This is a genomic window from Streptomyces sp. NPDC101490 (genome assembly GCF_044767145.1).
Classification (GTDB): Bacteria; Actinomycetota; Actinomycetes; order Streptomycetales; family Streptomycetaceae; genus Streptomyces.
In genome coordinates this window covers 161,949-176,055 of the sequence record NZ_JBIWNI010000013.1, presented here as the reverse complement: position 1 = coordinate 176,055, position 14,107 = coordinate 161,949, and the positions used below count along the sequence as shown (strand labels likewise).

The 14,107-nt window shown below is 71.6% G+C and carries 17 protein-coding genes and 1 tRNA gene; 9 read left to right on the top strand and 9 right to left on the bottom strand.

Annotation, left to right across the window (positions count from 1 at the left end):
- Window positions 1–90: 90 nt before the first annotated feature.
- Entirely contained in the window at window positions 91–570 is a 480-nt protein-coding gene (locus tag ACIRQY_RS23200; protein WP_403928671.1) for a hypothetical protein, read from the top strand.
- Between the two features lie 450 nt (window positions 571–1,020).
- Window positions 1,021–1,500, top strand: coding sequence for a hypothetical protein (locus ACIRQY_RS23195; RefSeq protein ID WP_403928668.1), 480 nt, complete (start codon window positions 1,021–1,023; stop codon window positions 1,498–1,500).
- A gap of 331 nt (window positions 1,501–1,831) precedes the next feature.
- Here ACIRQY_RS23195 and ACIRQY_RS23190 read toward each other — a convergent pair whose 3' ends face one another.
- Complete coding sequence (locus ACIRQY_RS23190; RefSeq protein WP_403928717.1) at window positions 1,832–2,047, bottom strand: hypothetical protein; 216 nt, start codon at window positions 2,045–2,047, stop codon at window positions 1,832–1,834.
- Between ACIRQY_RS23190 and ACIRQY_RS23185 the strand changes: the two genes are divergently transcribed.
- The 3 genes from ACIRQY_RS23185 to ACIRQY_RS23175 all read left to right on the top strand — a co-directional run bounded on the left by ACIRQY_RS23185 (window position 1,955) and on the right by ACIRQY_RS23175 (window position 4,369).
- Window positions 1,955–2,224 (top strand): tetratricopeptide repeat protein, encoded by a 270-nt coding sequence (locus tag ACIRQY_RS23185; protein WP_403928713.1) that lies wholly within the window; start codon window positions 1,955–1,957, stop codon window positions 2,222–2,224. The genes ACIRQY_RS23190 and ACIRQY_RS23185 overlap by 93 nt on opposite strands.
- Before the next feature lie 228 nt (window positions 2,225–2,452).
- Window positions 2,453–3,352 (top strand): macrolide 2'-phosphotransferase, encoded by a 900-nt coding sequence (locus ACIRQY_RS23180; RefSeq protein ID WP_403928665.1) that lies wholly within the window; start codon window positions 2,453–2,455, stop codon window positions 3,350–3,352.
- A 666-nt stretch (window positions 3,353–4,018) separates the two neighbouring features.
- The gene (locus ACIRQY_RS23175) at window positions 4,019–4,369 is read left to right on the top strand and encodes a hypothetical protein (RefSeq protein ID WP_403928662.1); all 351 of its coding nucleotides are present in this window, start codon (window positions 4,019–4,021) and stop codon (window positions 4,367–4,369) included.
- Between the two features lie 263 nt (window positions 4,370–4,632).
- Here the strand turns inward: ACIRQY_RS23175 and ACIRQY_RS23170 are convergent, their stop codons facing one another.
- The 3 genes from ACIRQY_RS23170 to ACIRQY_RS23160 form a co-directional block, all read right to left on the bottom strand.
- Window positions 4,633–5,259, bottom strand: a complete 627-nt coding sequence (locus tag ACIRQY_RS23170; protein ID WP_403928660.1) for a hypothetical protein — start codon at window positions 5,257–5,259, stop codon at window positions 4,633–4,635.
- A gap of 812 nt (window positions 5,260–6,071) precedes the next feature.
- A complete protein-coding gene (locus ACIRQY_RS23165) occupies window positions 6,072–6,590 on the bottom strand; it encodes an NUDIX domain-containing protein (RefSeq protein WP_403928658.1) in 519 nt (172 codons plus the stop codon).
- A 207-nt stretch (window positions 6,591–6,797) separates the two neighbouring features.
- Window positions 6,798–6,879: transfer RNA gene (locus tag ACIRQY_RS23160), tRNA-OTHER, on the bottom strand.
- 372 nt (window positions 6,880–7,251) lie between these two features.
- Here ACIRQY_RS23160 and ACIRQY_RS23155 point away from each other — a divergent pair.
- Complete coding sequence (locus tag ACIRQY_RS23155; RefSeq protein ID WP_403928655.1) at window positions 7,252–7,701, top strand: hypothetical protein; 450 nt, start codon at window positions 7,252–7,254, stop codon at window positions 7,699–7,701.
- A 208-nt stretch (window positions 7,702–7,909) separates the two neighbouring features.
- Window positions 7,910–8,356 (top strand): ribonuclease domain-containing protein, encoded by a 447-nt coding sequence (locus ACIRQY_RS23150; protein ID WP_403928653.1) that lies wholly within the window; start codon window positions 7,910–7,912, stop codon window positions 8,354–8,356.
- Between the two features lie 115 nt (window positions 8,357–8,471).
- On the opposite strand, the gene ACIRQY_RS23145 is transcribed toward ACIRQY_RS23150, so the two are convergent.
- The 3 genes from ACIRQY_RS23145 to ACIRQY_RS23135 all read right to left on the bottom strand — a co-directional run bounded on the left by ACIRQY_RS23145 (window position 8,472) and on the right by ACIRQY_RS23135 (window position 10,815).
- On the bottom strand, window positions 8,472–8,915 hold the full coding sequence (locus ACIRQY_RS23145) for a hypothetical protein (protein ID WP_403928651.1): 444 nt from the start codon (window positions 8,913–8,915) through the stop codon (window positions 8,472–8,474).
- A 332-nt stretch (window positions 8,916–9,247) separates the two neighbouring features.
- Window positions 9,248–9,751, bottom strand: a complete 504-nt coding sequence (locus ACIRQY_RS23140) for a hypothetical protein (RefSeq protein WP_351794676.1) — start codon at window positions 9,749–9,751, stop codon at window positions 9,248–9,250.
- A complete protein-coding gene (locus tag ACIRQY_RS23135; protein ID WP_403928648.1) occupies window positions 9,748–10,815 on the bottom strand; it encodes a methyltransferase domain-containing protein in 1,068 nt (355 codons plus the stop codon). The genes ACIRQY_RS23140 and ACIRQY_RS23135 overlap by 4 nt, the downstream gene beginning before the upstream one ends.
- Window positions 10,816–11,050: 235 nt before the next feature.
- On the opposite strand from ACIRQY_RS23135, the gene ACIRQY_RS23130 reads away from it, so the two are divergent.
- Window positions 11,051–11,845: a TSUP family transporter gene (locus tag ACIRQY_RS23130; RefSeq protein WP_403928645.1), complete on the top strand. Its 795-nt coding sequence runs from the start codon at window positions 11,051–11,053 to the stop codon at window positions 11,843–11,845.
- A gap of 4 nt (window positions 11,846–11,849) precedes the next feature.
- Here ACIRQY_RS23130 and ACIRQY_RS23125 read toward each other — a convergent pair whose 3' ends face one another.
- A complete protein-coding gene (locus tag ACIRQY_RS23125) occupies window positions 11,850–12,968 on the bottom strand; it encodes a cation diffusion facilitator family transporter (protein WP_403928642.1) in 1,119 nt (372 codons plus the stop codon).
- 111 nt (window positions 12,969–13,079) lie between these two features.
- The gene (locus ACIRQY_RS23120; protein WP_403928639.1) at window positions 13,080–13,526 is read right to left on the bottom strand and encodes an ArsI/CadI family heavy metal resistance metalloenzyme; all 447 of its coding nucleotides are present in this window, start codon (window positions 13,524–13,526) and stop codon (window positions 13,080–13,082) included.
- Window positions 13,527–13,614: 88 nt separating this feature from the next.
- Here ACIRQY_RS23120 and ACIRQY_RS23115 point away from each other — a divergent pair, with 88 nt between their 5' ends.
- The gene (locus ACIRQY_RS23115; RefSeq protein WP_403928636.1) at window positions 13,615–14,046 is read left to right on the top strand and encodes an ArsR/SmtB family transcription factor; all 432 of its coding nucleotides are present in this window, start codon (window positions 13,615–13,617) and stop codon (window positions 14,044–14,046) included.
- Window positions 14,047–14,107: the final 61 nt, after the last annotated feature.

Genomic DNA, 14,107 nt, shown 5'->3' with positions numbered 1-14,107 from the left:
CCGAACGCGGTGGCCCGTGGCATTGCCGAATGATGCTGGCGACGCGAAAGCGACGTCGAAGAATGGCACTTCAAGATCGACAACATCACCATGGCGCGCGCCGACATCGCAGCCACCCGGGCCGTCATGCCCCACGTCCGCCCCGACGGCGTCGACTGGCTGGCCGTGCGCCTCGCCCTCACGATGCATTCCCGTCGGCTCGCGAACGGCCAAGCCCTACAGGACATCTTCGAGGAAGAGTGGGAGCCGATCCTCGCATCGATCCACCGGGAGATCGACCTCTGGCTGCAGGTCGACGAGAACCTCGGCACGGAGGCCACCCTGCGCCTGCTCTCCATACACGGTTCCCACACCGAGTCGATCGGAGAATGGTGGGGATCCGGCTGGTACGAAATGATGGTCCGCCGCGCGGTCTCCGCGCGGCGAGCGACGGAGACCTGCCCACGGCCGTGCCCAGCGTCTTCCCCGATGCGGAGCACTTCGCCGAAGCAGCCGCCGGGCACCCCGACCTCCTCGACGATGAAACCCTCTCCTGGCTCATCGGAGCCGTCTTCCAAGGAGGCCTCCTGAGGAACAGCGGCTTGCCCTCCACCACGGCGGTCACCCTTCCGGACTGGGCCGTGCATGATCTCCTCAGTCTTCTTCAGCCTGAGGTCGAAGCGGCAGAGGCCCCAGAAACCCTCGGTGAGTGAGCCAGCCAGCCATGAAGCGCGACCGGACGCGGAGGCCGACTTGGCCGCACGCTGTGACGGTGACGGATGCGGCCTCGGGCAGGGTTCACCGCCCGCCGGGCGGTCCGGCGCGAGAGGGAGAAACCTGATGAGCCAAATCTGAATGCCGAGCTGTCCCGCATCTACGAGCGCTGCATCGAGCAGATACACACGATCGCCGCGCTCGACCCGACCAGTCCCGTCGGGGGATGGGACCCGTACGCCTGCACGGCCGCCGACGAGTTCGCGGCGGACGTCGAGATGGCATGGATCATGGTTCACCCCGAGCACGAGGTTCCTGCTGACCCACGTGGCGGTACGCGTGCACGAGCTGGCCCCCGCGTATGAGTGGCGTCCGGCTGACGCGAACGCCATGCTCTCCGCGATCGACCGGCTCGTGGACTCCCTCTCCGGTACGTCGGCGGTGCTCGCGCTCGCCCCCGTCCCTTCCTCGACGAGGGCCACGCGGTGGGCGATCGGGCTGGACCCGGGAGCGAGGAGTGGGCATGCGGACGATCGGCCCGAGCTGCTCGTCTCGGTGGCCTGCACGGTCTGCGACGAGGCGGAGGCCACCGGCTGGTCGCCGACTGCGGCCTCCGACGCGTTCCACGCGGTCGACGCGCTCGTCCAGGCCCTCGCCATCGGCGAGCGGCGTCCTCTCCATCCCGCCGTCGACGCCGCCCTCGCGACGGTTCCCAGCGCCACGGCGACGGCCCGGCAGGCGTTCGCCGCCCCGTCGGATCAAGGGGGTCGCCGTAGTGACGGCCGTAACGGCCCAGCGTCGCGGTGACATGGGCAGCAGTGAGTGCTCGGGGCCCGTAAGCGTCGAGGGCCGGATCAGAGCTTGTGAAGCAGGACCGACTCGGCGTACAAGCGCGGTGCGAATAGATGCGCTCTGAAACATTTCTGACCTTGCACCAGCAGCGCCCTTGGGGGGCGTGTCCGAGATAGAGGTGATCGTGGGCCACGTTGTGCCAATGATCAGCACTGCGGTCGGGGCGTACGGGGTGGGGGTGCTCCCCCCAGTACATCGAACAAGCCCGTGAACAGGCCACCACGTACCTTCACACGGCTCTGCCCCGGCTTGGGACGATCCCTCGACCTGGCCAACCTGGCGCACCCTACTCCCCCACATCGACGCCCTCACCGACCACGCTGCCGTTCACACAGACACAGCGATCAGTGTGGTGCTCCTCAACCGCGCGGGCCGCTTCCTCGGTAACCAAGGCCAGCTCGGCCGTGCGATCAGCTACTTTCGACGCGCCCTCGCCGGCGCAGAGCGGGTGCACGGCCCAGACGCCCCCGACACCCTCGCCATTCGTGGCAACCTCGCCCACGCCTCCTTCTCGGCGGGAGATTTCGGGCGGGCGAGTCCCCTGCACGAGCAGACCCTCACCGACACAAGGCGGGTTCTCGGCCCCGACGACTACCCATCGACCGCCCGGCGAAGCCGAACGCCACGACCAGCCGGGCCAGGTCCTCCGGGAATCGGTGCGCGGGAGCAGGGCTCTTGAAGGGAGCATGGCATTCGTCCGCCCTGGGTCATCGCGGGCTACTGCACTCGAGACTCGGTCGCTGCAGCACCGCGTTGCTTGCCTCCGGCGGAGTCGTGGACCGAGGCCGCAGCGACCAGGACGGCCAGGGGCGGAGTGGGCCGTGTCGCTCCGGAGCAGCCCCTCAGCGAGGTGGCTGGTGCGGGAAAGGGTTGGCAGTGGTGTGGGCGCAGGTGGGAACGTGGTCCCATGAGCACAATCGCTGACGCCATCGCTCTGGCCTCCGCCCATGGCCCACACCTGTCCGCGCAGGATGCCACCGTGAACGAGGCGGGCCTGGACTACCGCGTCGTCATGGCCTCCGACGCGACCGGCCGGAGGTGGGTGCTGCGCGTACCGCGCCGAGCCGACGTATCCGAGGGCATGGCCGCCGAGACGCGCGTCCTTGACCTGGTCGCGCCCGTCATGGCCGAGGACGGCGTCGCTGTTCCGGACTGGCAGGTCCGCTCCCCCGAGCTGATCGCCTACCCCGCCCTTCCCGGTGCCCCTGGGCTGACCCTGACCGACACCGGGGAGATCACCTGGCACATGGACCCTGTCAGCCCGGACTACGCCGTGCGTCTGGGGCGCCTGCTGGCCCGTCTGCACTCCATCACCCCGGAACAGGCCGAGGTCGCGGGCGTCGAGGTTCGCACCTCGGCCCAGGTGCGTCAGGCGTGGCGGGACGACATCGCCCGCGTGAGTGAGGCCTTCACTGTCTCTCCGGCCCTGACCGAGGCCTGGCGGGCCTGGCTCGAGGACGACACCTGCTGGCCAGAGCGGACCGTGATGACCCACGGCGAGATCTACCCCGCGCATGTGCTGTTCGACGAGGAGGGCACGATCACCGGAGTCCTGGACTGGACCACCGCCCGCGTGGACGATCCAGCCCGTGATCTGTCCGCTCAGTACGGCGTCGCGGGCGAGCAGATGCTGCAGGCCACCCTCAGCGCGTACGAGCAGGCGGGCGGGGACGTCCACCCCGGCCTGGCAGCCCAGGCGAAGCACCTGTGGGACGCCTCCCCGATCGGGTACGCCCTGTACGCGCTGACCACCGGCGCCGAGACCGACGTGGCCACTGCGGCGGTGATGCTCAATCCCAAGGACTGACGCCCCGCCAGTTTGAGGACGGCGGACCTCCCGCCCGGGAAACTCCGCTGTCGCACCCTCGCGCTCGGTCCCTGGTCGCGTCCCGGAGTCTGACGCGGTCACGTCGTCGGCTGCCCCGCCGGGAGGTCTCCCGCCGGTCGGAGCAGCGCGGCACGTTCGGTGGGAACGGGCCGGGGGCAGAACGGAGAACACCGTCCGGACCCCGGCACCCGGCACCCGGCAGGAAGAAGCCCGTGGCGGGCCTCCCGGATCAGTCCCTTCCGTGTCCCGTGCTACCCGAGGCGCGCGAGACACGGAATAGTCGAGTGCGCGGTGACGCGTTCCTCCTCCGGCACAAACCCCGCCGCCGCGGTGCTCCACTCCCGCTATGCGGGACGGCTGCCCTCCTCCCTGGCGAGCCTCACCGGTCCCGACCACGGCACGGTCGCGCTCCCGCCCCTCGTAGCCTGGTCCGGACTGCGCGCCTACGACCTGGACCGCCCCGCCTGCGGATGGGCATGTACCGCGCACTGTCCTGGCCGAAGGGCAGCGCGAGGACCTCACCCCCCTTCTCAACCGTGGCCGCCTCCTCGACCAGTGACCCGTCCTGCGCACCCTGTTCAGCAGGCACCTGCGGCAGGCATGGGAAGGGACACTCCCCGGGCTCGGCACGGCCAAGACCGCATCGTGAACCTGAGCGACCTGCACCGCCCGCTCCTCGCCTCCGTGATCGACATCGGTACGCCGTACCCCCACGTCGGCGACTCAGGTGCGGCGCCGTTCTACGGCCTCATACCGCTGGAGCGGTGTTCCCCGCTGGTCATGAATCCACGTCAGGAGCCGGGGACACCCCGCGGCTTCGGCGGCGCAGAACCCGGGGCCCACGAAAGCGACCTCTTCCTCCACATCATCGAGATGGGCTGCACCGACGTACGTGTCATCGCGGTCACCGGTCACCTCACCGGCCGCGTCCTCATCGGCAACAGTGACGGGTACTGGGGTCCCCACGTCTCCTCCGCCACCGACTTCCTCGACTGATACGAACGCTGGCTCAACCACATGAGCGCCGGACGCGACAACCGGGCCCTGGAACTCGCCTCACCCCGGCTCCGTGCCCAGCCAGACCGTCATCGCATGGCCCGAAGGTCTGACTCTCCGTAACCACTCCACGGAATGTCGGGCCCGAACCAGTTCTCGTGAACACTGCGACGTGCTCCCTGGCCGAGTGCGCCTCCCCAGCCGACGTCGAATTGCTGCTCCTTCCCGTGGGCGGAGTCATGTGAGCGGCACGCGCTGCCTGCTCACGTGTCCGGCAGAACAAGGAAGACTTCGGAGAACGTGAGTCCGTGCCGGTCGGTCACCAGCCCGCACGGGCAGCCCAGGGTCACCACGTGCCAGTCGCAGGCCACGGTCCATGGGCCGTCCGCATTCGCGCATCTGGAGCAGCGAACGGTCTTGGCCGTCCATACGTCGTGGGCGGGTCTCTCGTAGTGCCGGAACCGACCCTCGTGCTGGACCTGCCAGGAAACGGCTGTGGGAGTCCGCGAACTGGTCCCGGACGGAATCGGGGCCGCCAGCGCGGCGAACAGCGCGATCAAGTCGGGTAGGAGGGCTTCGCCCGCATCGGCCGGCGGGACCGGCAAGCCGTCTGCCGTGCCTCGGCCGGTCGGGTAGCGGGGAGCCGCCGCGGCGGCCAGCGGATTCGGGGCGGCGAACCACGGCAGGAAGGCGCGGGCGACCGAGGCCAGGAGGGCCGCGGCTGGTGGGCTGACCTCACCTGCGTCGAGGTGGTGAACTGCGGTGCGCCAGATGCGCTGGAGCCGCCGGTCTCGGTCAACGGCCCGCGCCCGTGCGCTGTCGGCCCTGCGGGCGGGGAGCGGGGCGGAGAGGCGGACAAGAATTCTGGCCGCCGCGGCCGCGTCCGCCATGGTGGGGAGCCATTCCCCGGCCGCGAGCAGCTGCCTGGCGCGGGCCGACTCCCGTGTCAACGCACCCGCCAGCAACCGTGGGGTGCTGGAGATCGTCGCTGGAGTCTCTCGCCCGCCAGACACTGCATCCCCTGTTCGTCGCGTGTGCCCGTCACCTGAGCCCCGGACATCACACCACACGTCCACGAGGGAGTGGACGTGCACGATCCACCTCGCCCGCAACCGGATCGGGTGCGGCCACAGTGGTGTGACCACCTTCCGGCCGCCGGAGGCTCGCCGGTCGCTGCGGAAGCCGAGCGGACATGGCCACCGGTGGTCCGGACCGCCGGTCGCGGGCTCGCGGGTCCGCGCCTGCGCCGATTGGCGGGGCGCACGTCAGGCGCACCCGGACGGTTCCCGGGGGAACGGCGCCGGAGACGTCGAGGAGCGTGCCCCTGCCGAGAAACCGGTGCGCGGCCCCCCGCTCATCTTTGTCCCCGAACCGAGCACCGCGCAGGCGAAGTCCGGTTCCGGCGCTCGTTGCCGTGGTGGACGGCGAGCACGTGCCGGAGCCCTCGGAGGTGGTGTCGCGGGTCTTCACCGGCCCGGCGGGCTCGGCCGTCTTTCCGGCGGTGGGCGTGGGGACGGGGATGGTGGGGAGAGGGTCGGGCTGGCGGACTTGGACCGTACGCACGCCGCGCCCGACACCGACCAGGTTCCATCCCCGCGGGCGCGGGGATGGAACCTGGGCCGGCGATCGGCGCTGAGCCGGTTCTGCCGGGACCCGGCACCCGTGTGGCAGGAGTTGAGGCGTGTCCTGTCCGGGTCGTCCGTTATGGGGTTCCGCCGTCGCGGACGAGCAGGGGGGTCGTGCCGGTGCGGGCGGCTTCTTCGGTGGCGGCAAGCCGTGCGTAGACGAAGGGGCTGACGCGGTTCTTCCACTCGTTCATGGGGTGGGCCTCCCAGTGGGAGTGCTCTTCGGGGTCGAGGCGGATGGCGTCCTGCTGGGCGGGGGTGAGGAGGCCGCCGTCGAAGCAGAAGCCGACCTTCGGCGTGGGCCAGCCGCCTCGCGGGTGGGAGTAGAAGACGGCGAGGAGCCGGGGGGAGGCGGGCAGGTCGAAGCCGAGTTCTTCCCGGGCTTCGCGCCGGGCGGTCTGGAGGGGGTCCTCGCCGGGGTCCATGTTGCCGCCGGGCCACTGCCATCCCGTGCCGGTGAAGACGGAGTGGAGCTGGATCGGCCAGCCCTGGTGGTCGCGGATGAAGTAGCACCCGTAGGCGGTCAACTGGGGAAGGGTGGCGGCGAACTCGGCCGGTGGCAGGGGCAGCGGGCGGAGGGCGGCGTCGTTGTCCATGGGCCCAGAGTTCCTCATGAGGCTGGATCCGGCGGCGGATTCGGCCAGAGGACGGCGCTCGTGGTCTACCGGCTGTGGGCGAGGGGACGACGTGGCCGACGGATCGGCTGTCCCCCGCCTTCACTGGCCGGGCCCGAACGACCGGCTGAAGGCGCCGACCGTGAATCGTGGCCGTGTTCGACCGGTGCTCTCCGCCAGGATGGAGCCGGGCCTCGTCGGGATTCGAACCCGAGTTTCCGATTCCGGGCGAGGCCGGAGACCGGTGTCCTTGGCCGCTGGACGACGAGGCGTGTTCCCAACCTACGCGATGAACTGGAACGGGACAGCCTCCATTATGGGCTTCACCCCGCTCGCGCGGGGAGCAGCTTCCTGACCGGGCGGCGGCCTGGCCAGGGGTCAGGACGGCGCTGTCCTGGCCGTGGTTGGCGCGAGCCTGGCCCGCTACTGTTCGGGTCACCATCGGTCACGGCTTGGTCCTCCTGTCGGCGCGCGAAGGCGGCTTGTCCGACGGACAGTTGCGCCGATGGAGCCCGTCTGCGACTGCGGACGGCGGCCCCATCGGGGCCGTGCGGCGGAAGTCGGGAATGGCCGGGGCATACGATCGTGGTGAAGGCGAAGCACCGGGCCGGATTTCCGGTATCGGTGTGAGGGAGGGGCCAGGATGTTCGGTCGGAAGAAGAAGCGCGGGGCGTCTCCCGACGATCTGATGGCGCGGCTCAGGCCCGATCTGAGTCGGGAATCGCTTGGTGTCGGGCCCGGCTTCCCGGGCGTCGCTCCGAACCCGTTCCTGAGCGGTGATGCGAGGAAGCGGAATGCGGAACTGCGTACGGGGGTGCTTGCGCTCGGTGTTCTCGTCGGCTGGCGGGAGGTCAACAGCAATCCACGCGTGGTCCTGATGCTCGACGTGGAGACCGCCGACGGCGTCTCGTTCCGTGGTATCGCGGACGAAGGCCTCACGGTCACCGAGCTCACCCGGCTCGCCCCCGGGCAGACCTTGCCGGTGCGCTACCGGCCGGCCGTCATGGACCACTATGTCGCCCTTGCCCGGGACGCGGACCCCGCCCACGTGCAGCAGCTCTCCGACCAGATCGCGAGCCGCAAGCGGACCTGACCCGAAGGCATGGGCGCGACAACCGGTCTGGCGGACGCGTTCGCCGCCGCCTCCGCCAAGGACACGGCGGAGGCCGAACGACTCGCCGTGCGCCCGGGGGGCAGTGGATCGTGCCCTGGCCCGACAACAGCAGGCCATCCTCGCGGCGGCGCGGACACTCTGGAGTGACGGTGCGTTACCGATCAGAGTCGGGTCTGGTTGACCAGGCATGACTCTCCTTCGTAACCCGCGCTGCGTGGCGGTCGCCGCCCTGCTGTTGACGGCATTCGCCGTCCCGGCGGCCTCGTCCGCGACGCCTGTCCGGGCGTCGGCTGTCCGGGCCGCTGACATCATCGACCCGCCGCTGCCCGTGGAGGCGTTCCCCGGGCAGGTGAAGCAAGCCTGCGGGATCTGGAAAGAACTCGGCTGGCCGCAGGCCCAGAGCCCCAGGGACTACCAGGTGGTGAACACCCGGTTCGTCATCCGGGGCAGCAACGTCTACGGCAACCGCTCCGGTGACCTTCCCCGGGAAGGCCACTACCGCGAGTACGACGTCAACCCCCGCACACCCGGCACCCACCGCGACGCGGAACGCCTCGTCCGCGACGCCGACACCGTCTGGTACACCGGCGACCACTACAACAACTTCCAGGAGATCGCCTCCGGCTGCCTCTGACCTCCGACAAACCCGCACGCGGAGACCGGATGGGGCGTGGACACCGGACAGGTCCGCCGCCGGACCCGAGCCCGAGTTGGGCCTCCCCGCCGCCGAACGGGGACTGACCCCGCCTCTACACATGGAGGTGCTGGTGGAGCAGTCGGGCGCGGGAGTGAACCGGGCCGGTCCGGTCCGGTAGGCAGGCGGCAGCCGGTCGTAGACGGCGGCCGCCATCGCGGCGGCCGCGCCGGGGGTTCCCGTCGGCTCGCGGGCACGCTGCGGTGTCCATGGCGATCAGAGCGCGGGTCATCACCGACGGCGAGGTCGTCAGGGCCAGGGCCCCGTTCTGCGCCCGGTAAGCGGCGCGGGGGTCGCCGAGCAGCGTGTACACCTGGGAAGGGTGCACCGCGTACTTCTGTGCCGGGTACCCAAGCCACCTGTCCGCCGACTCGGCGCAGTCCAGCTGCTCGGCCAGGGTGCAGACGTCGTCCACCGCCCGGCGGGCACCAGCCTCCCGGCGGGCCTGCGCGCTGATGCGGAAGGCCTGTCCCGGGGCACCGTAGTTCAGGCCGACCATGGCGGTGACGGCCGAGCACCCAGGCGGTCATCCGCCGGTCCCCGGATTCACGGGCGGCCTTCGCCGCAGTGGCGAACCAGCGGTGCGCGTCGGCCTGGTCGCCACGGTCGTGCTGGACGATGGCCACCAGGCCGGAGATCCCGGCAGCACCGCCCCCAGGGCCCGGCGGTACGGTGGCCGCCATCGACGAGGAGCTTATGGAGACGTTCCCCCGCGCGGTCCAGAGGTCCATCCCCGTACGCGGGGAGGTGAACCGGTCATCGCGGTCGGGGACCCGTTCCAGCTCCAGGTGTGTGCGTTGATTGACTCGCGCCCCGCACGGCCGGGCTCGCTCAGAGCGGTTCGGTGTACCAGCGGCGGTGGGTCAGCGGCTCCACGAGGAGCGCGCCCGCGGCGGCCGTGAGGGCGACGGCGGCGCAGGCCGGGGAGGACCAGGAGGCGGCCGTCACCGCCGCCGCGACCACCAGGGGGCGGAGCAGCGTCAGCGGGCCGAGGCCGATCACGATCGCGAGCGTTCCGGCCCGGAACGGGGCCCAGAGGTAGCAGCCGAGACCGAGGGCGACGGCCAGGGTGTACGGCGCGAGGACCAGCAGCATCCGGCGGGCGCCCGCGTCGAGTTCGGCGTAGCGGTCCGGTGGGCTGTCCGCTGTGAGCAGCAGGACGGTGGCGACGGCGGCGGTCAGCAGCAGCCCGGCGGCGCCGATGGCGGTGCCCCGGCGGGCGGCGCGGGCGTGGGCGGCCGCGCGGCGGATCCTGGCGTCCCGCCCGGCCGAGGCGCGGAACCCGGCGAAGGCGGCGTCCGCGAGGCCGAGCACCAGCAGCAGTACGGCGCTCATCCGGTGGCCTCCGCCGTGCCGAGGAGTCTGCCTGAGGGCCCGTCGCCGAGCGCGGCGCGGACGGCAGGCAGCAGGTCCGGGCGGATGCCGAGGACCGGGCGGAGGGTGGTGCAGAAGGGGTTGCTGCGGGTACGGGGCTCGTACACCAGCGGCACCAGGCCCTTCGCGTGGGCGGCGGCGCGCAGCAGCGTGCGGTCGTCGTGGGCGCGGCGGGCGGAGACGACGCCGTCGTGGCGGCCCAGCGGATCGCGCATCCGGGCCCGGTGGAAGATCCAGGCGCCGACGGGGGCGAGGCCGGTGGCGGCGATGTCGAAGTGGCAGAAGGCGGCGGCGCCGGAGCGGTCGGCGGACTGTGCGCGGAAGAAGGCGTCCAGGTCGGGGCCGCGGAAGTGGTGGAGCACGCCGGAGGAGATGTACACGGTCGCGGGCTCGTCCAGGGCGAAGGCGTCGCCCTGGACGAAGCGGCAGGCCAGCCCCTCGGCCTGGGCGAGCCGGTCGGCCTCGGCGACAAGGGCGGCGTGGTAGTCGACGCCGATCAGCTCCACGGCGGGGCCGGTGGCCGGGTGGGGCGGGCTTCCGGCGGCGTCAGCGGGGACGGCCGCCGGGCCGGGAACGGGACCGGCGCCGCCGACGGGGGCCGCGCCGGGCCTCCCCGGGGTCGGAGCGGAACCATCCGTGGCCCCCGTCAAAGCGTTTGCCGCCGCGAGCCAGCGGGGGAGGTAGCCGAGGCCGGTGCCGATGTCGACCACCCGGAGAGGGGCAGCGGGGTCGGCGGCGCGAAGGGCGGTGAGGAGGGGGCGGAGAAGGGCGGCGACGCGTTCGCCGTGGCGTATCTCCTCGCTGAGCCGCTGGAGTTCGGTGTGGATGGCGACCAGGCGGCGGTCCACCGCGCCGGGGTCGAGCACCCCGGCCGCGTCGCAGGGCAGCCCTGCGGCGATCCGGGCGCCGCGCCGGTCCCCGGCTGCCTCCAGGCGGGCGACGACCGCGTCCCGGCGCACCGGCAGCCGTCCGCGTGAGACCGGGTCGTGCGCGATGACCAGGTCTGTTATCTCCAGTAGTGACACCCGGGTACGGTACGGCACACCCGGCGGCCAGGAGACTGGACAGGACGACCGGGACCGGGGCGACTGGGGACCGGGCGGCGGGACGGGACGGGCGGCGGACGGAGTATTTTAAGCGAAGGACTATGCGACCGCGGCCCCGGGCGCTCGTGCTGTTCGTGAACATCGCGTTTCCGGCCCGCTTCCTGTCCGCTCGCTCCGCCGATACTGACCGAGCGACGAGCGAGGGGCGGGGCCGGTGGAGTGGACGGTGTGGGCGGGGCTGGCCGCCGGGCTGCTGATCGCGGTGGTGACCGCGCCGGTCGGGGTGTCGGGGGCGGTGTTCCTCCTCCCGGTCCACCTGTCCGTCTTCGGCGTTCCGTCCCCGGCGATCACGCCGACCAACCTTCTGTTCAACGTGGTCGCCGGACCGGGCGCCCTGTGGCGCTACCGTCGCGACGGCGCCCTGCGCGGCGACCTCGCCCGGCGCCTGGTCGCCGGGACCCTGCCGGGGGTGGTCATCGGAGCCGCGATCCGCGTCTTCGCCCTCCCGGGCCCCGGCGTCTTCCGGCTGCTGATCGCCGCCCTGCTCCTCCCCCTGGGCCTGTGGCTGGGGGTGCGTACCTTCACCCCCGCCCGCCACCGGCCCATCGCAGCGGAGCCGTCCCTCACCACCCTGACCGTACTGGCGGTGGCCGTGGGGGTGGTCGGCGGGATCTACGGCATCGGCGGCGGGTCCCTGCTCGGGCCGGTCCTCGCCGCCCGCGGACTGCCCATGACCCGCGTCGCCCCGGCCGCCCTCGCGGCCACCTTCGCCACCTCGATCGTCGGAGCGGCCGCGTACGCGGTCCTGTCACAGGTCACCTCCGGCGACGTCGCCCCTGACTGGGGGCTCGGCCTCTCCTGCGGCCTGGGCGGCCTGATCGGCGGCTACCTCGGCGCCCGCCTCCAGCCCCGCCTGCCCGAAACCGCCCTGCGTTTCCTCCTCGCCACGCTCGCCACGGGCATCGGCACCCTGTACGCCCTCCAGTCAGCGGTGCTCGTCGTCCCGTGATCCTTCAGCCGCCGCTGACGACGCCCCTGGACACCGGGTGCGGCCGCTCGCCGTGGTGGGCGAGGACCACGTGCGGATCACTCCCGGTGGAGGTGTGGTCGGTGTGCACGGTCGCGGCGGTCAGCCGCGGTATCGCGTGGATCAGGGCGTGCTCCGCCGCGACCGCCAGCCGATGCGCCTGTACGACGGTCAGATGCGGGTCGACGACGATGTCCGCCTCGGCGCGCAGGGCGTGGCCGATCCACCGCATCCGCACCTGACCGGTGTCCCGTACGCCGTTCACGGCGCGCAGCGCGTCGTGGGCACTCTGGACGAGGGCGGGGTCGACCGAGTCCATGAGCCTGCGGTAGACCTCCCGGGCGGCGTCCTTGAGGACGAACAGGATCGCGATGGTGATCAGCAGGCCGACGACGGGGTCGGCCGCCCGCCAGCCGAGGGCCGCGCCCCCGGCACCGAGGAGGACGGCCAGGGAAGTGAAGCCGTCGGTGCGGGCGTGCAGGCCGTCGGCGACCAGCGCGGCGGAGCCGATCTTCCGGCCGGTGCGGATGCGGTAGCGGGCGACCCACTCGTTGCCGATGAACCCGGTCACCGCGGCGGCGGCCACCGCCCACAGATGGGTGATGTCGCGGGGGTTCAGGAGCCGGTCGACCGCGACCCAGGCGGCCACGGCGGCGGACGCGGCGATCGTGGTCACGATGACGATGCCGGCCAGGTCCTCGGCGCGACCGTAGCCGTAGGTGTAGCGGCGGTTCGCCGCCCTCCGGCCCAGCAGGAACGCGATCCCCAGCGGGACGGCCGTCAGCGCGTCGGCGGCGTTGTGGACCGTATCGCCGAGGAGCGCCACCGATCCCGACAGGGCCACGATCATGCCCTGGACCACGGTGGTGACGCCCAGGGCGGCCAGGGAGATCCACAGGGTGCGCATCCCCTCCCGGGAGGTCTCCATCGCGGCATCGACCTTCTCACCGGTCTCATGACGGTGCGGCGTGACCAGGTGGGCGAGCCGGTGCCGCAGCCGTGCCGCGCCGGATTCCACGCGTTCGTGCCGGTGCTCCGGGCTGCCGTGCCCGCAGCCGGAATGATGGTGGTGATCGTGCGCGGGGGTGTGCCGAGTCTCCTCCATGAACCCCACCGTGGCACACCGATCCGATTGCGGCTACAACCGTCATACGCCCTGTGACCAGGTGCGATGCCCCCGCATATGCGTCATGGGCGCAGCAGTGTCGCCGACCGGTCAGGGCTTCCCGGGGCCGTTGTCGCAGCAGGCGTCAGCGGTGCTGTCCGGCGTGGCCACCGGGTTCTTGCCCATCTGGTCGGCGTCGGCCTTGACGACGTACACCTCCCACGGCTCCTGGCCGGGCCCGGTCACCCACACCTTGTCCTGCAGGGCGTAGCAGCAGGAGGTGTCTTTCTCCTCGGAGGTGGCGAGCCCGGCGTCCTTGAGACGGGTGGCGGTGGCGGTGACCTCGTCGGTGGTGGCGACCTCGACGCCGAGGTGGTCCAGGCGGGTGTCCTGGCCGGGCTCGCCTTCGATGAGGACGAGTTTGAGCGGCGGGGTGGTGATGGAGAAGTTCGCGTACCCGGGACGCCGCTTGGCGGGTTCGACGCCGAACAGCTTGGAGTAGAAGGTCACCGACGCTTCGAGGTCGGCGACGTTGAGGGCGAGCTGGACACGGGACATGACAGCCTCCAACGGCTTGTATCGACGTTCATCAATGTCTTGCGATGCCGAGCTTGCCTCTTGGATCGAAGAACGTCAACATAGAGGAATGTCGAATCAAGAGGTTGTGGTGGTCACCCTGGACCAAGACGCCGGGGTGGAGGGCTGCTGTCCTGGTCTGCTGTCGGCGCCGCTGGACGAGGAGCAGGCGGTCGTCCTGGCGAAGGTGTTCAAGGCGCTGGGAGACCCGGTGCGGCTGCGGCTGCTGTCGATGATCGCCTCCCGCGCGGGTGGCGAGGTCTGCGTCTGCGACCTGACCCCGGCGTTCGACCTGTCCCAGCCGACCATCTCCCACCACCTCAAGCTCCTGCGGGAAGCCGGACTGATCGCCTCCGAACGGCGCGGGACCTGGGTGTACTACCGACTGCTGCCGGAGACGACCGACCACCTCGCGGGCATCCTCACCCGCCCCGGAGGCGACCCCCTCCCCACCACCGAAGCAGCGTGCGGACCCGCCGACGCGGCCAGGGCCGACACGTGAACGCCCCCGCCGCCGAAGGGACGGCAGGTCGGTTGCCGTTCCTCGACCGCTACCTCGCGCT